This is a genomic window from Paenibacillus sp. Soil766, assembly GCF_001428105.1.
Taxonomy (GTDB): Bacteria; Bacillota; Bacilli; order Paenibacillales; family NBRC-103111; genus Paenibacillus_E.
The window spans coordinates 315717-338048 of record NZ_LMSJ01000054.1; the positions used below are offsets into that span (position 1 = coordinate 315717).

Annotated in this window: 15 protein-coding genes; 3 read left to right on the plus strand and 12 right to left on the minus strand. The window is 48.4% G+C overall.

Annotated features, from left to right (window positions below; genetic code table 11):
* Positions 1 to 35: 35 nt before the first annotated feature.
* A complete protein-coding gene (locus ASG89_RS30895; RefSeq protein ID WP_057315174.1) occupies positions 36 to 2804 on the minus strand; it encodes an adenylate/guanylate cyclase domain-containing protein in 2769 nt (922 codons plus the stop codon).
* A gap of 16 nt (positions 2805 to 2820) precedes the next feature.
* A complete protein-coding gene (locus tag ASG89_RS30900) occupies positions 2821 to 6315 on the minus strand; it encodes a stalk domain-containing protein (RefSeq protein ID WP_057315175.1) in 3495 nt (1164 codons plus the stop codon).
* Positions 6316 to 6540: 225 nt separating this feature from the next.
* Between ASG89_RS30900 and ASG89_RS30910 the strand changes: the two genes are divergently transcribed.
* Positions 6541 to 6927: a DUF4280 domain-containing protein gene (locus ASG89_RS30910; protein ID WP_057315177.1), complete on the plus strand. Its 387-nt coding sequence runs from the start codon at positions 6541 to 6543 to the stop codon at positions 6925 to 6927.
* 39 nt (positions 6928 to 6966) lie between these two features.
* Positions 6967 to 8616, plus strand: a complete 1650-nt coding sequence (locus ASG89_RS30915; RefSeq protein WP_057315178.1) for an MORN repeat-containing protein — start codon at positions 6967 to 6969, stop codon at positions 8614 to 8616.
* Between the two features lie 450 nt (positions 8617 to 9066).
* Here ASG89_RS30915 and ASG89_RS30920 read toward each other — a convergent pair whose 3' ends face one another.
* Together ASG89_RS30920 and ASG89_RS30925 are read right to left on the minus strand one after the other, a co-directional pair.
* Positions 9067 to 9711, minus strand: coding sequence for a response regulator transcription factor (locus ASG89_RS30920; protein ID WP_057315179.1), 645 nt, complete (start codon positions 9709 to 9711; stop codon positions 9067 to 9069).
* 33 nt (positions 9712 to 9744) lie between these two features.
* On the minus strand, positions 9745 to 11904 hold the full coding sequence (locus ASG89_RS30925) for an ATP-binding protein (RefSeq protein ID WP_057315180.1): 2160 nt from the start codon (positions 11902 to 11904) through the stop codon (positions 9745 to 9747).
* Positions 11905 to 12140: 236 nt separating this feature from the next.
* Here ASG89_RS30925 and ASG89_RS30930 point away from each other — a divergent pair, with 236 nt between their 5' ends.
* A complete protein-coding gene (locus tag ASG89_RS30930; protein ID WP_057315181.1) occupies positions 12141 to 12737 on the plus strand; it encodes a hypothetical protein in 597 nt (198 codons plus the stop codon).
* Between the two features lie 82 nt (positions 12738 to 12819).
* On the opposite strand, the gene ASG89_RS30935 is transcribed toward ASG89_RS30930, so the two are convergent.
* From ASG89_RS30935 to ASG89_RS30970, 8 genes are all read right to left on the minus strand, one after another.
* Positions 12820 to 13665, minus strand: a complete 846-nt coding sequence (locus tag ASG89_RS30935; protein ID WP_057315182.1) for a tetratricopeptide repeat protein — start codon at positions 13663 to 13665, stop codon at positions 12820 to 12822.
* A 135-nt stretch (positions 13666 to 13800) separates the two neighbouring features.
* The gene (locus ASG89_RS30940; protein ID WP_057315183.1) at positions 13801 to 14988 is read right to left on the minus strand and encodes an anhydro-N-acetylmuramic acid kinase; all 1188 of its coding nucleotides are present in this window, start codon (positions 14986 to 14988) and stop codon (positions 13801 to 13803) included.
* A gap of 223 nt (positions 14989 to 15211) precedes the next feature.
* On the minus strand, positions 15212 to 16282 hold the full coding sequence (locus tag ASG89_RS30945; RefSeq protein ID WP_057315184.1) for a serine hydrolase domain-containing protein: 1071 nt from the start codon (positions 16280 to 16282) through the stop codon (positions 15212 to 15214).
* Between the two features lie 502 nt (positions 16283 to 16784).
* Positions 16785 to 18398 (minus strand): glycoside hydrolase family 3 protein, encoded by a 1614-nt coding sequence (locus ASG89_RS30950; protein WP_057315185.1) that lies wholly within the window; start codon positions 18396 to 18398, stop codon positions 16785 to 16787.
* 41 nt (positions 18399 to 18439) lie between these two features.
* On the minus strand, positions 18440 to 19354 hold the full coding sequence (locus tag ASG89_RS30955; RefSeq protein ID WP_057315186.1) for an N-acetylglucosamine kinase: 915 nt from the start codon (positions 19352 to 19354) through the stop codon (positions 18440 to 18442).
* 40 nt (positions 19355 to 19394) lie between these two features.
* Positions 19395 to 20534, minus strand: coding sequence for an exo-beta-N-acetylmuramidase NamZ domain-containing protein (locus ASG89_RS30960; RefSeq protein WP_057315187.1), 1140 nt, complete (start codon positions 20532 to 20534; stop codon positions 19395 to 19397).
* Positions 20535 to 20639: 105 nt separating this feature from the next.
* Positions 20640 to 21344: a PIG-L deacetylase family protein gene (locus tag ASG89_RS30965; protein ID WP_057315188.1), complete on the minus strand. Its 705-nt coding sequence runs from the start codon at positions 21342 to 21344 to the stop codon at positions 20640 to 20642.
* The gene (locus ASG89_RS30970) at positions 21344 to 22312 is read right to left on the minus strand and encodes a GNAT family N-acetyltransferase (protein WP_057315189.1); all 969 of its coding nucleotides are present in this window, start codon (positions 22310 to 22312) and stop codon (positions 21344 to 21346) included. Before ASG89_RS30970 ends, ASG89_RS30965 begins: the two co-directional genes overlap by 1 nt.
* Between the last annotated feature and the right edge of the window lie 20 nt (positions 22313 to 22332).

Consider the following 22332-nt stretch of genomic DNA (forward strand, 5'->3'; position numbering starts at 1 on the left):
ATTTTCGTTAGAAAACTAGCTTCATAAGTATTATCTTAAGAAACAGATAATGTACCATTCCATTCACCAGTCGTACCCTTTTGGAAATATTCATCACACATATAGAAATACAATTGGGCTGCTTTATCTTGACGATTCTGTTTAATAACCATCAAGAACGCTTCGCGTGCATCATAGAACCGTCCTACCTGATAATACGTAACAGCTTGCTCGAACAAGGCTTTCGTCTTCTCTTTCAGGGCACGGATCGTTTCTGCATCACCTTGATACACATCGAACAAGTGAAGAGGCTCTTTCACACCATCTACTTGAATCAAACCAAGATCTCGATAAAGGAAGTCTTTAGGTTTTTCCAAGGTCAATACCACGGAGTCCGTGATCAGAATGGATGATCCTAGCGGCTCAGTCATCTTCTCCAGCATGGTCGCTAGGTTCACTCCATCAGATATAACATTTCCTTCCAAGCGTTGTTCCTCCCCAATGATACCCAGGCGGAGCGGTCCTTTATGTAGCCCGATTCCGAAATCAAGCGGCGAATAACCTACACTCATTCTATGCGAGTTGTAGATATCTAGCTCCTTCCGCATCTCCACACAAGCGTACAGCGCTTCATCCGTCTGATTCGGGAATAAAGCCATAAAACCTGCACCCAAATACTTATTCATAAGCCCTTCATGCTTGCGGACATACGGACCGAATCGTTTGAGGAACGAATTGACGAAATTAAAATTTTCCTCTGGCGTCAGCCTTTTGGATAATTGGTAAAATCCTCGGATGTTAAAAATGAGAATGGACATGTGCTGTTCCACTTGATCTCCAAGCTCGACATCCAGAATACTCTCCTTGTTCAGAAAGCGCAGAAACTGCTGTGGAACGAATCGATAGTAGGATTGACTAAAATTTTCAACCTTGGTGATGTAATCTCGAATCCGCGCAGCCATGGTGTTCACACTGTCGCCCAGGTCCGACACTTCGTCCCGTGTATTAATTGTAACGACAGTATCCCAGTTTCCTTTCGCAATTTCGCCTACGCTGTTACGCAGCTTCCGAATGGAAGAGAGGAGAACATACGTCATGAGTACCAGAACAAGCAGTAAGCCTATGGAGATAAACGCGATATTCCGAATAATTGAGTTTAGGACGGATTGGCGATGCTTCAGCAAGCCATCTAGGTTTTTACTCGTTTCGAAAACACCGACAATTTTACCCGCTGAATTAAAAATAGGTGCAATGGCATAGCGCCATTCTCCAGAGAAATCCTCCCATTGTCCTGTTGCCGGTTTGCCTTCTAGTACAACCTGTTGATTCTCAGGCGTTTGTTGGAATGGATTAAACATATGCATGCCATCATCGTCTTCCATTATGCGATAAATGACACCATTTTCGTATTTGTATACAGCCTTATAAAAGCCTTGATTATCATCCAGTGCATTATTCTCGAAGACAGATTGAATCTTCTTACGGAAGGATTGATAAGTCGTACCTCCATAATCCAAAGGAGATGCGAGGCTTTCCAATTTATCGCCATCCACAAGGTTTTGCCCGTTTTTGGCAAGTAAAATCAACTCACTAAACGTCTCTTCTTCCATTTTCTTCGAAAAACTGTTGTAAATGACGGTAGAGAGGAGAATCATAGCGACAGTAACAACCGGTATGAGTATGAAAATCTGCTTTATCATAAGCGGCAAGCGTCTCTTAAATAGGTTAACAAACACAATTCTAATCGCATACAACACCAGTAAAATGAAGACTACACATATCGACCATACCAGGATTGCATGGTTTTGAGCAGACTGACTGAATTCTGCTTCAACTAAGGAAGGTGTAATCGTACCATCGGGAAGTCGGCGATTAATTTGAGCGGACTCTACGATAATCAGACTGCCATCAGGACCAATACTGCTCGTAGTCGCGTCAAAAGCAAGCTCTACACCGCTCGCTTTGGCCTTCTCGTCGTTAACAATCCCCTCTAATACATAAGGTTGTTTCGGATCCAGTCTTGTAATCATACGCGAGTTAAAATCAATGAAAATCAACCGTCCCTGATGGTCCAAGAGGAAGCTCTCTGGGAAATTACGTCGTGTGCGATCGATCCCAGGAAGCGGATAGACCAACTCGGAGCGCCCCTCACTATTAGCACGATAAATTTCACCGCTGCGCGTGGAGTAGTAAATTTCACCTGGTTTAAATCCGTCTGCTTCTGACACGTATTTGTTGTCTGGAAGCGTAATCGAATACATGAGCTTAGGCTCAGTGGTTGTACTATTGCCAACAGGTGTTTCGTATAGAGATAACTTCTTCACTTCATCGTTGAAAAAGTACACCATACCCTCGTGCACTTGCACATTACGCAAGGAGCCTAGTCGGTATCGCTTTAACTGAGCATCCCCATATTCCTGAGTGAATAGGCTGCGATCAAATTCACCATTTGGTTTATAGCGCACAATTTGTTCGGATTTCACAGCGATCCCATAAGGATCTAATAACGTACGAATGGTATATAAATAGCCCTGATCATCGACCGCCATATCGTTAAAACGATATACTTCACCATTCTTCCCTGTTTCACTAGTAATGGAGAATTGTAGAATACCTTGAGCATTTAGTTTATGTATCGTTTTCTTGGCGTTATCGATGACGAATAAGTTATTCTGCGAGTCTGAGATGGCCTTCGATAATCCGTCGAAAGGCATGCTCTTCTTCCATGGCCACAGCTGGATGCTATCTTGATGTGTGCCCAGATAAGTACCTGCAGCACCCAGTAGCAGCAAGACGAGCAGCAATGCCGCAATCGATTTCTTCATCGCTTGTAATCTCCTCTTAATTTGTAATCTGAATGATTTGCATGGCTGCGTTCCAGTCGACACCTAGGCCTAAGGACTCGGAAATGAATCTTAATGGCACATAAGTCCTACCATCTAGCAGCAAAGATGGTCCATCAATCACGATAGGCTGCCCATCTATATAAGCAGTAACTTGATTAATAGAGCTTGTAATGGTTGTATATTCCGTGCTCACCGTGACTGTAAAGCTCTCCGGGTCCCAATCTACCGCCGCTCCAAACGATTCGGAAACGGATCTAATAGGTAAATAGGCTTGTCCATTTATTATAACAGGCGGAGCGGCAAATTTGATAGAAATATTGGAAGAGAGCACGTTTTCTGCCGAAAGAGGTTGAATGGTGACAGGAACTTCAGCCGAATTAGCTGAACCAGTCGCAGCTGGGATAGACGTAATACTCGCCAAGCTTTCTGCCACTGCTGCAAGTTCCTGCTGTTCCTCCGGCGCGTACTTCGTCTTCTCCTGGAGCTGCAGATCGCCTAGCAGCTTCTCCACCTGCTGTTCCAGCTGCGCTTGTACGGCCTCATTGGCTGGCAGCTCCGCCAGCAACAACTGTACCGCGTCCAGCTTCGCGAACAGCGCGGCCTTCTGCGTCGACAGCTTCGCTGAGTCGACGGCCTCGATCGAGCGGGTCAGCGTCGCCACCCGCTCCGCGTCCTGCTGAGCCTGCGCTTCGCTCAGCGCAGCCTGCAGTTTCTGCTTCGCTGCTGCGAGCGAAGCCAGACCCTCGGATGCGCCTACTTGCGCATCCGCGAGCTGCGCCTGCGTCGCGAGAAGGGGCTGCAGCAAGGCTGCAGCGGCTTCCGGCTCGCCGGCGGCAAGGGCTTGCTCCAGCTTCTGCTGCTGGAGCTCAGCTTGGGCGGCCAGCTGGTCCTCGCTGGCCTGGCCGTTGGCGGCGGGGGTACCGTCGCCGCCAGAGTTGCCATCGCCCGGCTCAGCCGGCGATGCGTCTTCTTCGGACAACGCTGCGATCAGCGCGTCCGGGTTGTTCACGAGCGCCATCTGCGCGAGCGCGGCCTTGGCGTCACCTTTGAGCAGCGCCTCGAGCATGCCGAGTTGGGCCTGCGCGTCTTTGATTTGCACGGCGAGATCTGCGATCTCGCTGAGCTTCATGGCAGCAACTGCAGTAGTTTTGGCTGCTTCTAGTTTCTCTATGTCTTGTTTTAGCGTATCGATCTTACCTTGAAGCTGCTCAGGCGTCTCAAGGGAAGCAATGGCACCTGGCTCCTTGATTTCAACGGTCACCTTGAGCGTATCAACGGCTTTTTGAGAAAGAACTGCAGAGCTTGATGGGTTTGTTAGTGCGCTAGGATCTAAGACATCCTCCATACCAATCCAAGGAGCTCCTGGCGCATCCGATTGATACACCATCCCTTGTCCTGATGACGCCATTGTAGCGGTAGCCGCATTAAAAGCCTCAGGTGTCAACGCTTCTAGCTTCACTTTGTACGATCCGATAATGACCGTTCCTAAACCTTCATTCTCACCATCAGAGTCTTCACCCTGTCCAGCATTCTCAGCGGTGTCATCTGTCCCGTTGCCATCGTCGCCACCGTTCTCAACGCCGGCCTGTCCAGCAGATGAGCCACTGCCAGCACCATTGGTGCCACCGGCTCCTGTATTTCCTTTGCCACCATTACTTCCAGCATTTCCTTGATTCCCATTGCTTCCTGTGTTTCCTGTACTTCCTGTACTTCCTGTGTTTCCATTATTGCCATTGCTTCCTGCTTGTCCGTCCGTACCCGCACTGCCATCCGCTCCAGCACTCCCGCTAGCGTCTCCCGAAGTCGCGCCGTCCGCAGCACTCGCTGCAATTAACTGTCCCGTACTCCCTTTACCATCAAGCGGCAGCGTCTGAATGACTTTCCCTTTGTTATAAAGCACGACCTTTATCTGATCAATTTGACTAAATTTGAGCGTCAAATTACGCAACGACTTATTAATCTTCGTCCGTTTCCCAACTTTTTTACCGTCTGTAGTAAATACGGCGTAGTCCGTTGCGCCCAGCTTCTTGCTTACACTTATGCTGAAATCGCTAAGCAGTTGTCCAACCACCGGTTTCAGCTTCCAAGTACCCAATGGAGCTTTCGGTTTCTGCGGTTTCATCGGAGACAAGCCGTCATCGAGATCACGATAGGGCAGAATCCCTTCGCGAAGCGTACGATTCACAGCTCCGCCTGTGCCTTGATCGAGCTTGCCAAGCACCATTTTATAAGCAATTTGTGCGGATACAATTTGTTGATCCGCTTGATCAACCGCATCTTTAAATGCTTGAAGCTCTTCTGATTTCATCAAGCTCAGCTTCACCTTTTGATTTGCCTTATCTAAATTAGTTACCGCAATATCTTTATCTCGCAACGCTTGGGCGTAAGCTTCTTCCGCTCCCTTAGCTTCCAAGAAAGATTGCCGTACAGCCGCGATTACCGCAATTCGGCTTTCTTTTTCCTGCAGCTGCGCCTTATTCTGTTCCATAGTTGCAAGTGGTAATGCATTCTTCAGGTCATCCAAATAGCGCAGTCCATCAAATTCACCTTGCAGCAGTGATTTCGGAATTGGAATGAACCCAAGCAGCATAAAAAAGCCCTGCCAATCCTCTTTCACTCGTCCAAGTGTTTCATCATAGCTTGCTTGAAACAGCTCCATATCGATCTCTTGCTCTTTAAATAACCCATCCATCACCCTCATGCGCGCCGGGCCAAATTTACTGCTATATAAATCACGCGTCGTGTTCAGCTTTTCATCCGCCAAACGCCGAGACTCTGTATCTCTTAATAGGCTTAATGTTGTCTTCTGCCCCATCGATAGATAGGCAGGCAACATGCTCTGGTTCAAATCGGCGTAATCGGGCTGAAACGAAAGCTCCACTTTATTTTCCATATCAAGCTGCAGTAGTTTACCTAGTGCCAAACGACTAGACTTCGCCGTCAATTGCGCTTGTTTGTAGTCCGAAGCCGCCTTCTCTAGCATTTTGTCCACTTTGTCCTGTTCAGCAGCATCTGCGAGACCGAATTTCCGCTTCTTACGTACCGTGTCGACGGATGTCTTCGCTTCCTCAACTTTCTTTCGAGAGCGCTCCTCAACCACAGCATCTTGATAGGCGGTTAAATAACTTTTCTCGATCTCATATCGAGTTGAATCCGCTTGCTGCCGCAAATTTTCCTGCGCTAAATATAACTGAGATCTAGCATCTGGCACCTTCATACGCGTACCAATATCCTGGCTTAAATTATGAGGCTTGGCGAACAATCCGGCTGCTTTAGCCGCTTCATTGTTAACGGTATGCTGTGCTTGCTCTAACTCGATTCTTTTCTTCAGGATATCTGTTCTAGCATCGCGCAGCTGAGGACTCTTTTGGAGCCCTTGCTTAATAGCCTCCCCCATGGTTAAAGCCTTCACCCCAGCAGCTTCCGCCTGAGTATTTGCAACCAGAATTGAGGATGTCGCAAGTATGCTTACGAGCCCTATTTTCACCATATTCAAATCATTCAGAATAAACCCCTCCGCTCACCTACTTCTCTCTCTTTATAGTACAATATCTCTACCACTCTCGCATCCATTCTTTGGAGAAAAATAGCGAAATCTAGCGAATATAGGATTAGATTGCCGCCTATAACCTTTTCTAGTAGTATAAAAGAAAGATGAAAGCATATTTTGCCGAAATATTGCACGGGAAATAATTTCAAGGAAGGGGCTTGGATCATGGGGAATATCGTATGCGGCGGAGCAATGCTGCAATGCACGTTCGGCGCAGCACCTAGCTCTTTAATGGTGCTTCCTGCGAATATGGTCATGACGGCGATGCCGATTGCCAACATTATGGATAATAAGCCCATGGTGAATATACTGCCGTTTGGGATGTGTAATTCTCCATCCAATCCGATGGTTGCAGCGGCAACAGCCGCAGCTTTAGGCGTACTGACACCGATGCCCTGCATCCCGGTTACAGCAGCCCCTTGGGTACCCGGAGCCCCGACTGTCCTTGTCGCGAATATGCCCGCGCTTAACAATAGCTCCAAATGCATGTGTAACTGGGGCGGTGTTATTTCTGTTCAACAGCCTGGTCAGATGACGATTCAGGTCCCCTAAATTCTACTATTTTGACAATTGAAATAAGGAGTGAAAGCATTGGAGCCGATTAAAACGATTGAGAAAGTGCTGAAGCCTATCGTAGCACCTTTCATCGGACATATTATGAAGGCCATCCTGACCGTAGGAAGGCTGCCTAAGCTAGCGATTATTAAATTTCAGCAAATGATGCGAGTCATGTTGCAAACGCGTGAATCCTCATTAAAAAACTACGTTTTGATCGGCTCCTACTACATCTCCAAGAGACTGCTCATCTTCATCGTATTATTCATCCTTGTTCTCATTTTTTTCATTTTTATACGACCACCTAAGATCGTTAATAAATGGTTCAACCGCGTGCCTGTACTTCAGGAAAATACAGCTAAGTTAGGCAGCTTTTCGGGTAATGGTAAAGTCGTTGTCGATCCGAAAAAAGATAAAAAAGAAGCTCGCTATGTCGGCGATCTGGTCGATGGTCTTTACTCCGGCAAAGGTAAGCTGTATCACGCTAACAGTGTACTCGCTTATGAAGGTGATTTCGAGAAAGGCCTGAAAGCCGGAAACGGCACGCTCTATGATGAGCAAGGACACCTGATCTATAAAGGCGCCTTCATCGCAGACAGCTATAACGGAGCTGGCACGTTGTACGACGAGAAGCAGAAAGTGATTTATATCGGTGAGTTTCAAAATGGTAAATTCGGCGGGGCTGGCAAGTTATATGTACCCAGCGGTGACTTGCTCTATGAAGGAGCCTTTAATGGCGGCATGTATAATGGCGCTGGCAAGCTCTTCTCTTCGGGAGGAATTACCCAATACGAGGGAGAATTCTCTGCAAGTTTGTATAATGGGGCTGGCAAGCTTTTTGATGCGAAAGGTATTCTCTTGTACGAAGGCGGGTTCAAAAATGGCAGCTACTCAGGCGAAGGCACGGAGTTCTACCCTAACGGCATGATGAAATATAAAGGCCAATTTCTGGTTGGTTTGTATAATGGCGAGGGTACCTCTTTTGATGAAAAAGGCGTACCGCGCTTCAAAGGCGCGTTCCAGAGCGGCGCCCTGACTGGCGCTGGGGAAGCGTATGACGAGTTAGGCAAACTCGTCTACAAAGGGGATTTCAAGGCCAGCGTCTATGACGGCCTTGGCACGGTGTTTGACGCAGACGGCGCGCCGCTGCTGCGGAGCTTCTGGGCAGGCGGCGCCGTCAGCCTGCAGGGCTTCATCGGTTTGTCCAGCAAGAAAGTCGAAGACTTGCTGGGCAAACCGGCGGAAGTGACGCTGCAGGATGACAGCGTCATGCTCGCGGGCCAGGAGGCGGCGGTCGCAGACGCCTCCGATGCTGCTGCGCTGCCTGCCGCCGATGCGGCAGGCGCGGGGGCTGCCCCAGCAGCAGGCGTGAAGCTGCTGCTGAGCTACCCGGCCTACCAGCTGTCGTTGCTGGTAGAGCCGTCGAAGACTAACCCGAAGGAAGCGGTAGTCACCTCCCTTAGCATTTGGGGCTCGAAACCTCTAGCACTGCTGCAGCCAGGCATCGAGACGTTCAAGAAGCTGAATGAGCCGAATGAAGCTGGCTACAGCGTTATGGAGCTTGAAGTCGGCGCAGGTGCCGGCGCGTACAAGAACAGTTACTATAAGGGTGATTATCTATTCACGCTCACCCATTTCAATAAAACCAAAGAAGCTCACCTGTTGCAGGTGAGCTCGACGAAATAAACGGCTCCGTCCCTTAGACGTATCAATTCCAGACGGCGTTTGTGGCGTTTGTGGGGTTGTGGCGTTTGTGGCGTTTGTGGCGTTTGTGGGGTTGTAGAATAGGCTTAGAGGACACGCACACTACACTTTGTATTAACTGGAAAATGTACAGCTATTTATGAGAAATTCCTTCGAAATCTCGATTTAACTGTAAAATATGTAGTTAAAATCACATTTTTTCATCCATATTGGCAAACTGTAAGAAATTAACTGTAGATTCTCCATCTAATTGAACATTTGCTCGAAAAATCCCGAAATTTAACTACATAAAATCCATCTATTTGCCTGAAGCACCGTAATTTACAATATATCTAGCCGCCAGCCCATTATATAACGACTGTCGTTGCGAACTAAAAGCCTCTAGCCATGATTTCCATGGCTGAGGCTTCTTTCTTACACTTCTATTGTCGATTAACCATCCCGAAATTCTTGCAAGATCCTGCTCGCTTCATTCCGGTCCTCGACTTGCAGTTTATTCAAAATCATCGAAACGTAGTTGGCAACGGTTTTGGCGCTTATATTTAGACGTGTCCCGATCTGAGCATTGGTGTGACCTTCAGCAATCCGCTCCAAAATCTCCATCTCACGTTTGGACAGTTCAGATAGTGCTGGGTGTTCCGAAGGATTGAGTGTTCTCGGCTCCGAGAAGAAATGCATCATGCGTGCCGCAATATCGGAGCTGAAGACAGCGCCGCCATTGCCAACCATACGGACAGACTGAAGCAGTTCGATCTCGTCAGCGTCTTTGAGTACATATCCTTTGGCTCCAACACGCATAGCGGTAAAGACCGACTGGTCGTCTCGGAACATGGTGAGAATTAACACATGAATGTGCGGATACTTTTCTTTGACTAACTGGGTCGCTTCAATCCCGTTGAGTCCTGGCATCCGTATGTCCATTAAAATCAAATCAGGCTGACATTGTTCCACAAGCCCCAAAACCTCATCTCCAGATGCCGCTTCTCCTACGACTATCAAATCTTCCGTGGTTTGAAGCAAATTTCGGACACCGCTTCGAAATATCGGATGATCGTCTGCAATCATTATTCTCATCATCTGTCATTCTCCTCTACACCGATTCATGTACGTTCAAGACAAAGGGATAACTGCCATAACCCTGGCCCCTCCGCCTGCAAGCCGATCTATGTTACAATGCCCCCCCAATTCAGCCGCCCTTTCCCGCATGGTAACCAGCCCAATCCCGCTTTTCCCCCCAGGTACTGGATTAACTGACAAAGGAGCAAAGTGAGCGCCATTATCTCTAATTTCAACTTGAAGCTGACCGTTTCCGGACACCTCTAGCCTTACCGTACAGGAAGTAGCTTTGGCGTGTTTCACGACATTGACTAACGCTTCCGTAACAATTCGATACACCGCTACTTCAACAGCGGCTGGAAGCGTAGGCAACGGCCCAGGTGCATGTAGTTGAATCTCCAGCACTTCGGCGCCTTTCTCCCCTGCAAGCACTGCTGTTGGCTTGGATAGAAGGGCAATCCGTTCTTGTATGGCTCCGATTAGCCCAAGCTCATCCAGTGTTGGGGGACGCAGGTCATGTACCAACGTGCGAATTTCATCCACCGTTGAGCGGATAACTTTGCGCAAGTCCGCCAGCATTTCAATCGCTACTTTCGGTTGTTTCTCGACATAAATTTGAGCCGTCGCCGCATTCAGCGCCAGGGCAGCCAGCTTAGGCGCCAAGTCATCGTGCAAATTATTACGAATGTACAGGCGCTCTTCTTCCCGCGCTAGCACCAACTTTTCCCTTGACTCCTGCAGATCTTGTGCGAGCAGCTTCATCCCCTGTGTCATATGCCAATTCTCCACAATCGGTCCAGCTTGCCTGAGGAGAACATCCAAAAATTTGTTGTCATCCGCCGTAAATACTTCCCCTGCGGATCGGGTGGCGATGTGCAACGTTCCCAATTCTATCCCGCGATGAATAATCGGCAGGACATGTTGCTCATGAAGCAGGCTGCCAGCCGAAGCAACTAATGTCGTCTGTCCGCCGATACCGGTAAAGATTGCCGTATAGGGAAGACGAAGCGCATCCTTCACCGTTTTTACAACCGCATGTAACATCGCATCGGGATCCTGAGGTTGTATCAACTGATTACCAAGCTCAAGCAGCACTGCGTAAGGATCGTCGTGGCGGCCTTTCATTAGCCGATTTATTTGCCGCTGCAACCATTCTTTCAGAGGAGCAAAAGCTACTGCTACAACCGCGGTTGCCAGTAACGAAGCGACATAATGATCCTGCGTTTGAAATACACGGCTTAAATAAAAGACGGTCACGGTATAAATGAGCACGATGCAAACTGACAATGACCCATAAACCAGGGTTCGTTTGACCAGCGGATCAATGTTCCACAGTCTTTGCCGCAGCACGGCGAACATTAAGGTAATGGGAATAGCTGTAAGGGAGGCATTCAATACACCGTTCAAGTATACATAAGTCATTGCAGTTCCATTATTAAGACTAGGATCAAACAACGCACTCATGCCAATGAATCCAACAATGCCAATGGAAGCTCCATAAACAACCCATTTCGTCTGTTGCCGCTCGGCAGCAGTAGCCCTTTTTCGAAACCGATAGACTTGGGAATAGATCAAAATTAGCGTGGATGAACCATACCAGAATAACTGGAATATAGGCGGGATATGAAACTTTTCCCACATCTGCCCTTCGTAAACGAGCGTCATCGCATCCACGATCATAATGAGTATAAAAACGAAACGCGACCAATTGGGCACGAATTTGCCATTCGGAAATAGCAAGAGAAACAACGACAAGGAAACCCAACTTAGCATGGAGACACCTAAGAACCAATAATGTGTAAAAACAGTTCCATCGGATGCGGCCATGACCAACGATGGAAAAGATGATCCGAAAGACACCATCGCGACGACTGCCACCAGCCCCATCGGTTCCCGGAATCCCTTCCAAAGCACGATCGCTGATGTCATATAAAAAACAAAGGTAAATAAAACATCAATAAGTACGAATAACAGTCCAAATTGCTCCAAGTTAAACCCATTTGCCGGCAAAGGCATGGCAGGAACGAGATTACCGCAGCCTTGCATGATGCATTTCCCTACGAGTACCTTGTAATAGCTTGGAATTAAACTTACATATAGTACAGCTGTCAGTAGGCTGAAGCTGACTACAAAAAACTGTGCCATCCGCATCGACCACAACACTTGCCGCTTGTTAACAGCTCCCTGACTGCCTGCTTTGCTCAGATTTAACATTCTTCTCACACCGCCATTCTTTCTTCATGAATCTTTACCTGATTGTATTATAGCTTGCTAGAACGATTGCTGAATATGGATATTAAGCAATTTCCCGTCTCTGAACCGACGATTCCCAAATCGTTCCCGCAAATATTCCCGAAAATCAGGAATACGATGCTCTGTTCGCCATGATTTCCCATCCAGTAATCTAAACACAAGAGCAATACACTTAATCAATTGGAGGATGAGTAAAAATGGCTGAGCAAAAAGTAATTAAATGGCTAGGCATGATTTGTATTTTAGCAGGAATTGCAAGAATGGGGATGACCCCTGCCTCACTAATTTGGGGAACCGATAGCACACAAGAATTGACGACAGGCTTAATTGCTTGCATTCTGATGTCTGTCGGTTCCATCGCATTTTACCTGGTACAATCCCGTGAAACAGGGGTCACCGGTTTTATCACGATTCTCGCCATCATCATTGGAAATATACTAACAACAGCGATGCTATGGTCCCAATTTGCTACTGGCGGCGCAGTTGCGGTCAAACCGGAAGGGTTGCTGTTTAACATTTCGCAAATGTTCGGTACGATTGGTTTCCTCGGAGGCACTTTGGTGTTCATGATCCTGACTTTCTTGGCCAAAGTTTTTCCTCGTTGGGTACCCGCACTCATGCTGATTATGATTCTCGCCATGTTCCTGCCCATTGCCGATAACAAATATTTTGCTTTCTTCTGGGGATTGTCGTATGTAGGTATGGGGTACTGCATCTGGGCTAAAAAGTTAGTGAACGCTGCTTTACCACCATCACAACTCACTTATAATCGCGATGAGCGGATATCTGGATAAAAAAAACGGGCAAGAAGAAAACCGTCAGGAGAGGTTCATCCTGACGGTTCTATTTGAGTTAACCCTTCGGTATACGATGAGATTAGTCCAGTTTTGCCAAACTAATCTCACTATCCGCGTCATCGCCTAACTGACTTGCGAATAATGCAATATCCTCCTTCGTTAAAGGAGTAACGAGGGCAAGTTCCTTGCCCTGCGCCGTTTCAAGCTGCTCCCGTGCTTCCTTGATTCGACCAAGCTGCTGAAGCGTTCGCGCATAGTAATAATAGGACTCCGCGTGCTTAGGCGTTTTGGCGATTACTTTGGTGTACATCTCATCCGCTTCATCTAGACGACCGAGCATATAATAGTTTTGCGCTAAATTATCCATAATGGTTAGATCATTGTCGTTATAATCGTAAGCCTCAAGATTATAGGTAAGTGCTGCTTCCAAGTCACCCTGCAGGATTTGAAAATAACCATAATTCCCATAAACCAGCGTATTCTTAACCTCGCTTGCGAGCTCCTGCAGCATACTCAAAGCCTCGTCCCGCTTGTTCTTCAACCAGTAGACCGTGGCCACATTGAGCTTCGCTTGTATGCGGATATCTGCAGCATTCGTTGATTGCAAGACCTCTTCGAACATTTGCTCAGCCTTGGCAAGATCACCTGTCTTCATTAACAGATAGCCATATCCGATCTGATGTTTAGGTAGAAAAACTTTCGAAACATACGCTTTTTCCATCCAAATTAACGCTTGCTCACGATCCCCTCTCATATAGGCCAGATTGCCCCTCTGAGCATACATCGCAGATCGGTTCACATAAACAAAATAACCTATGATGGCCACGATCGCAGCTACCCCAACAAGCCAGTTAACTTGAAACCCCATGACAATGACGATAATTACAACGATTAATTTAAGAATACTTTTGAGGATAGGCGGCATGCAAACTTCTCTCCTTTACAACTCTAGTAAGTTAGCAACATTGTACCAAAAAAGTAAGCACTTCTCCTAACCAAAAAAATAAGACCGAATGACCATCTGTTAATTGGATGGCTCCGGTCTCATGCAAAGTAGATCCTATGGCAGAGCTAATTTCCCCAAAATCGTCGGTCTTTCCGCTCCTGTCGCCGCAGGAACATTGTTCGGCTCACCTTGGATGAACGCATTACCCAGTAAAGCAAACAGGATCGCTTCCTTCGCATCGCAGGATATGCCCAGCTCGTCTGATGTCAGAATGGTCTGGTCTGGCAGCAATTCACCAAGCATGCTAAGCAGCGTGCGATTATGCGCACCGCCTCCACTCACGATCACTTCCGCAATGCTGCACTGTGGCAAAATGTAATCCTGATACCCGCGAGCAATCGTATGTGCGGTAAAAGCTGTCGCCGTCGCCACGATATCCTCGTGCGCCAGCCCATGCTCCAGAGCAGATTCTAGCCATTCCGAGGCATAAGCTTTCCCGAACATTTCGCGTCCCGTCGTCTTCGGAGGCGGTTCTTGGAAATACGAGTGTGCGAGCATGTTCGCTAGCAATTCGTTATGCACCTTGCCTTTGGCAGCCCAATCACCATTGGCGTCGTACGAAAGCTTCCCTTTGGATAGCTCATATACAACCTGATCCATCACCATGTTGCCTGGGCCGGTATCAAAAGCAATCATGCCGCCATCCGCACTAGCGGCTGGCAGCGCTGTGCAATTGCCAATTCCGCCTATATTTTGAAGGATTCGGCCTTTATTCGCATCTCTGAACATGAGATCGTCACCATAAGGTACGAGCGGCGCGCCTTGCCCGCCAACGGCTATATCGGCTGTCCTGAAATCGCCAACGACAGGCTTGCCTGTTCGTTTGGCAATCACGGACAGATCCCCGATTTGCAGCGTCGATTTGGGAAGAAAACGGTCCGCTTCATCCGCTACTGGAATGTGCCAGATCGTCTGCCCATGTGTCGAAATAAGATCGATTTCATCCATGCTTATGTTTGCAGCTTGGGCCGTTTGGATTACTGCATCTGCGAAACGCTCTGCTATGGCGAAGTTCATGCCGCACACTTGTGCAACATCGGAATGCTCTATCGTACATAATAGCTTAAGCTTTTCTCGCATCTCTTCATCGAAAGGTAGACTATCAAAGTGAAGCAGCTTGATATTCGTCTCTACGCCTCGTCCTTCTATGTGGACAATGGCAACATCAATGCCATCCAAGGAGGTGCCAGACATGAGCCCCGCTATGGTTAGAGAAGTTTGATTTAATAGTGTACGAAGCATGAAAACTCATCTCCATTCTTTTCGTCTACCTTATTTATCTTCATTATGTTATCTGTTATTGCCCAGTGAGCTTAATACAGATACAACCGCAATTTTAAGAGCAACTGTAACTGGTTTTACATGTTCCACACCATAACTGCAGGTGTTAGTGTGTCTCAACATGTATACTTGGGCACTGCAATGGATCCAAATGTGAAAGAATCAGGATGAATTTCTACCAAACCTAGTTGGATTGCGCGAGAATGAGATTATGCAGCCTTGGCCGTATCTGCAAGATGTGGTCCGTTCGCCCAAAGTGAACCCGGTTGGTAAGAAAAATGACTTGCAGATCCCGCTCGGGCTCGAACAACAGGCTCGTTCCTGTAAAACCAGTGTGCCCGAAGGAATGTTCGGATGCATAGTCACCGCTAAACTGAAAGCTGCTCGGATTTCTCAGCAACCAGCCGAGACCTCGAAATTCTTGAGCGCACGGTGTAAAGTTGCAGGATGACAGCTCGATAGCTGCCTTGGAAATAAGTCGTCGCCTCTTAAAAACGCCTTTCTGCCGGATCATTTCAGTGAAATTTGCCAGATCATGCACGGTCGAGAATAACCCTGCGTGACCGCTTACGCCTTGCATGAGTTCCGCTTTTTCATCATGAACGAGGCCTGACTTGTAGGCTTGGCGGTGTTCCGAAAACTCGGTAACCGCATAGCGCGATTCCTCAAACGTTGGACAAAACCCTGTTTCCGACATCTCCAGCGGATCAAATAGCTCCCGTTTGAGATAGGTAGAGAACGCTTCACCCGTCACAATTTCAATGATTAGGTAGAGTACTATCATGCCAATGTCACTATACACGACCTTTGTTCCTGGGGGATGCAGCGGCCTTTCTTTTAAGATGAGGTCCACCAGTTCGTCGCGGGATAGATGCATCATTGCTCTTATGCCGGGGATATCCGCCCTAAGACCCGAAGAATGTGTAAGCAGGTGCACGATTCGGATGGGCTCTTCCTGATGGCAGCGAAATTGGGGTAAAAAGACACCAATCGGATCAGCCAAAGAAAGTTTCCCTTGATCCATCAATTGAAGCACTGTTGGCAGCGTTGCAACCACTTTGGTCAGGGAAGCCAAATCAAAAACAGTATCTACGCTCATTGGAGCAGTTTCCGGATACGTAACTCGGCTACCATAGGCCTGCCTCATAACTTCCGCACCTCGTTGCGCGATATAAAGGACCGCACCAGGCAGATGTCCTTCACCAATTTGTTGTTCAATGAAGTTGCTGATCTTCGCGATATCCCAATTGGACATAACGGCTGTGCTCCCTCCACTTTTATTGCATTGAATCCGTAAGACTATCTCGATTCAAAGAGCAGCTCCGCACGAGGAGTTAGTCGAAATATTCGACTATCTCTCCACAAAGAGCAGCTCCGCACGAGGAGTTAGTCGAAATATTCGACTATCTCGCCACAAAGAGCAGCTCTGATCGTGGAGTTAGTCGAAATATTCGACGATCTCTCCACAAAGAGCGGCTCTGACCAAGACGTTAGTCGAAATATTCGACTAGCTTACCTCGATAAGGGCTTCTGACTGAGGAGATAGTCGTTAAAATCGAGTTACAGACCTTCACTTCCTATTAGTCCGGAATTGCCGAATTAATCACACTGACGCTACTGTAAAATCTGAATTAGTCCTAAATAACCTAACTAAATTAACCAAAATCAGTCTCACGCAAGGATAATGGTTAATTAATTCGGCAAAATCGGACTAAACGTAGCTGCCTCTGGTGAAAATCTAAAGTGAATTATTTCCCTTACTCCCATTTCCAGCCTGCCGGATAGTCCGCGCCAAGCGATACCGGCAAGCGGCCTTGCGGAGTCACAATGCCCAGCAGCGCACGCGCCGTGCTATGCAGCGCTAACGGTCGGCTTTCGTAGGCCGCGACGAATGTCGCTACGTCCGGGAACTCCAGCAGATCGTACGGCACGCGCAGCGCGACGACGACCAGCGGCTTGCCGAGCGCTTGCAGCTCGCGCACGAGCGCGACCTGCGCAGGGTGGAATCGGGCGTTGTACGTCCCGATGACGATCTGCTCCGCAGCGCCCGCATCCGCAAGCACAGCTGCGCGCAGCTCGCTCACTTCCGCAAGCGGGAGCACGCGATCGAGCACGTCCAAGCCATGCTCGGCCAGCGCAGCGCCCAAGCTTGCGACGCCGGCGTACGCTTCGTCGACGCCCGACGAAACGGCTGCGGCCACGGTGACCGCGAGCGTCCGCACGCGCGGCAGCGGAAGCAGCTGCTGCTCGTCCTTGACGAGCGTGATGCTCGCTTCGCTGAGGCGCTGAGCGACCGCGCAATGCACCGCGGTCCCGACCTCTTGCGCCGCTGTCGCAGAAGGCTGCTCCCCAATCACCCCGCGGCGCGCTTTCAGCGCCAGCAAGCGCTGCACCGAAGCATCGATCTGCGCTTCGGCAATACGCCCTTCGCGCACCGCTTGCTCAATCGCCGCAATAGCGCCGATCTGTCTCTCCCGGCTGTGACTGATCAGCACGAGATCAGCGCCAGCTTCAACCGCCATGACAGAAGCCGCAACCGTACCGTAATGCTCGGATATGGCGTTCATCTCCATGCAATCGGTCATGATCACGCCGTCATAGCCAAGCTCCTCTCGAAGTAATCCAGTCAGCACAGCCTTGGAAAGGGTAACAGGCAGCTTGCTTGACTCTAAAGCTGGGAAATAAATATGCGAAGACATAATCGCATCTACCCCACCTGCAATCGCCTCTATGAAAGGCACCAGCTCCACAGCGCGAATCCGCTTTTCATCATGTATGATTGTCGGCAAATCTAGATGGGAATCCGTATTCGTGTCCCCATGTCCAGGAAAATGCTTCGCCGTTGCAACGACGTTCGCATCCTGGAAACCGCGCACAGCCTGAATGCCGAACTGAGCAACTCGCTCCGGTGACTCCCCAAATGAGCGCACGCCAATGACCGGATTATCCGGATTGTTGTTCACATCCAGGTCCGGTGCAAAGTTCAAATTGATACCGAGCGAGCGCAATTCCTTACCCGAGATAAGGGACGCCTCATAAACTCCCTCTGGACCTGCATTTCCGGCAGCCAATGCCATAGATCCCGGCATGAGGGCAACCCCCTCGGTAATCCGAGCAACCATGCCGCCCTCTTGATCAATGGAAATCCAAAGCGGCAACGTGCCATTACGCTCCGCTATCGCTTGCAACCTGCCGGATAACTCAGCAATCTGCTTGGTATTTTGTACATTCCGGGCAAAATAGATAACACCACCGATGTGCTGCTCCGCGATTAGCGCTTCCAGCGACTCCGACGGTTCTGTGCCTTCAAAGCCGCAAAGAATCATCTGTCCGATTTTCTCCTGCAGCGACATGTCCTGAATTTCTCTCATCTTTACTACCATCCCTTGTTACATAAGTGTGTGTATGTGTGTCACCGCAAACGGTTAAGCGCCATAAGGGCAGCACCGCTTGCAGCATCTCTCTTCGGTGTTATACAGGTCATAGCTGGATAACGTTCTTTGAGCCCCTCTATAAAAGCTGTCTGTATGAAGCTATTCTTTAGCAGCGCACTCCCAGCCGTCGCAAGAACACCTTCCTGCATCGACAATTTTTCCGCAACAGGTACAACCAGTTCAAGCAACGAACGGGCACTTTTATCGACAATGGCCAGTGCTGCTTCATCCTCAAGCTCACAAGCCCTCGATAAAATAGGCGCCAATGCCGCGATATCCTTTTTATTCGTCGTTTTGTCATAAACAAACCCAATGATTTGTTGAATCGAAGTCATGCCTAATTGCTCAAACACCATTGGCGTAATGACCGTCTCCGGCATACGTCCATCATGAGCACGAACGACTACTGACAGCAGATCCCTGCCGATACTATAACCGCTGCCCTCATCATCAATAAGGTAGCCGTAGCCGCCAGCACGATGGATGTCACCAGCTTCATTTTTGCCATAACAAATCGAACCCGTTCCTGCAATCAAAATGATCCCAAGTTCCTTGTTATGCGCGCCACAGAGCGCCGTATCTTGATCGCCGGTTATGAATAGAGCTCCCTCATACCCACATGCCCGAACACTCGATTCCAAACGGGTCGTAACGGTCGGATTACTGACACCAGCTGCACCAATACACACTTGCGCGCACTGATGAAGTCCACCGCATACGCTTGCAATTGTTCGAAAGATTTCCTCTAAACTAGCTTGAACACTCGCCTCGTCCTGGCCATTATAGTTAATAGCTCCCGATGTAAACGTGTGAACCTCGAGACCACTCTCATCGACGATGGTTACTGCGGTTTTCGTACCTCCGCCATCAAGTCCCACTGCATATCTCTTCATCAATCAACGTCACCTCCTCATGCCTCTACTATAATGCTCTCTAATACAGATGGTATTGCTGCTTTCTTCGAGCAAACGCATTGCTCTCCTCACGGAATTGTTCCAACAAAGCCGGAACATCAACCTCAGTCTCACGGTAGTAGCTGCCTCCGCCAAGCAAATCTATGAATGGTCTTGAGCCCTCTCTCAAAGGGGGCAAAAATGAAAATTGCTCATAATTGTTCTGAATCGTGTACATCAACGTAACGCCAATATCGATGGGACGAACCGCGCGGTTGTCGAGGACATGAATTTGCACGCCTGCACATTGCTCTCCCTGAAACTTCGAGAACGACGGTTTAAAATAAACAGGACGGAACACGACACCTGGCAGCTTCTTCGCATTCATTTCATCCGCTAACTTGTGTGCATCAATGAACGGAGCACCAATAATCTCAAACGGGGCTGTCGTTCCTCTGCCTTCAGATAGATTCGTTCCTTCAATGATACAAGTCCCAGGATACAGCACAACTGTCTCAAATCGCGGAATGCCGATGGATGGCATAATCCATGGACGTCCCGTTTCTGGGAAGAGCATGTTACGATCCCAGCCTTCGCAGCGTATGACGTGCAGCTTCCCCTGCCACCCCTTTTCATCGTTCGCCATCATCGCGACCTCTCCAGGCGTCATGCCATAACGGACACTAAGCGGGTAGTTGCCGACAAAGGATTCGAATCCGCTTTGCAGCACATTGCCTTCTACCGTAACGCCATCCAGCGGATTAATGCGGTCCAGTACGACGAATTCTTTGCCAGCTCGCGCACAGTCTTCCAAAGCATAAAGCATCGTATATAGAAAAGTATAATAGCGGGTTCCAACATCTTGAATATCGTAGACAATGATGTCGACCGCATCCAGCATTTCCTGTGTCAGACGTTTGGAATCTTTCCGATACAAGCTGTAGACGGGAACTCCCGTCTGCGGGTCCACATAGGTGTCAACAAGTGCCCCCGCAGCTAAATCGCCTCGAACGCCATGCTCTGGCGAAAACAACGCCACTAGATTGAACTTCTCATGGAAGATTTGAATCGTTGATACAAAATCCTTGTTTAATCCCGTAGGTGCCGTAATCAACCCTACCCGTTTACCTGTGAACAAGTGAGCATACTTATCTATACAATCAATACCATTTAAGATCATCGCTGCCTCCCCCAAACTCACCTTGATTTTAAAATGACTGCAACAAGCTCAAGTCTCGTTACAGTCATTTGGTATTTTTTTAAGATTCAGTTTTATGATTTCGTATTATAATTCCGATTGGCGAATTCGCATCGTTTCTTCAGGCACCATGAACGTCTGCGCATATTCTTTTCTCGCTTCAAGACCGCGTACACGCATCAGATGCTTGTAATACTCCAAGTATTGGAACGATTTACTGCCCGTCACGAACCAATGTGTCGACACCGCCTTCACCCATAGATCGAACGCCTCTTTTGGGAAATCGACATAGACATAAGGACGATAATCGACGGCATCTTCCCAGTTCTCGGCGTAATACAACTTGGCTGCAAAATGTGCAGGTTTCTCTCTCTCAAACGAAGATAGCCCCGCGAAAAAGCGCGCATCATTCACAATACGGTGAGTCGTCATATGATCCTTATGCATGCTGTTCTTAAAATGAGTGATGATCACGTTCGGCTTCACGTCGCGAATCACATCGCATACCCGATAACGCATTTCTTCGTTATCTTGCAGTTCACCGTCTGGAATGTCAAAGACGATAGATTCCCCGCCTAACATTTCTGCGAAAGTTCTGGCCTCATTTACTTTTTGCACACGATATTCCTTCATGTCTTGTCCAGCAGGAACGCCACGCTCCCCGGCAGTTAACGCTAAAGTAACAATGCGATCACCCTTCAGAGAGTGGTGGGCTAGTACGCCTCCTGCGGTTAATTCCGCATCTCCGACGTGACCTCCGATAGCTAGAATGGTCAATTTTGGCTCGCTCATTAGACAAACTCCCTTCTCATTACAGCAAAATGTTTCACCGTTTGAAAACCTGCTCGTTCATAAATTCGGATGGCTGGGTTCGACATCCCAGTAAATAGCGACATGTATTCGGTGCCAATTTCCTGAAACGCTTCACATAGCTTATAAAATAATAGACTGCCTAAACCATGTCCCTCATGGTCATGAAGCACACCGATACCGGCAAAATAACCTCGTCCATTCGCTTGACGAATAACGGGTCCTGCGAAGCCAATAACCTTGCCTTGATAGGCTGCAATGACAACGGGCACACCCTGCGCCGTCGCGCCACCGATCTCCTTTTGCCATAACGGATTCCCAAAGCCCTCCAACATGACTTCCACAGCAGCGTGCTTACCCGAGTCAAACATATCGATCGTGTACCCGTGGGCTCGCGCTTTGGCTTCTTTCACACTGTATTCGCCCGGCATCGTAAACGCTGACAAATGGAGATACATAGCGCATTGCTTCGCTCGTTCGAAATAGCCTGTACCTAGCAAAAACGTATAAAACCTACTTTCTACCGGTACACCTGGGGCATTATTATGCTCATGCTTGGGAGTATCCGGGATATACCATGGCAATAACATGGGATTGAAAAAGAGGATATCGGCTTGCTTCTTCCCCAACTGTTTAAAGCGGTCTTCCAAAGCAGTTAATAGCATTAAATAATTCGCATCCGTGTCATGCCCGCTCGCCAACACGATGCAGGTGATGTATCCAGCCACGTCCCCAAGGGGAAGATCATCTCCCGTGCATCCGCACGCAAAACCGATGACCACATCATCTGCAAGTAGAAGGAACGTGCCTTCTCTATCGAAATAAGGATTCCCCGCAAAGATCCCATCAAAGCTTTGTTCTGTAAGCTCCTTATAGCCATCCTTCACCGCGGCTTCATTCCATAACGCGATAACGGATTGCCGATAGGAATCATCCCAAGTTATCAGCATGCTGCAGCTGCCTCCTTTTG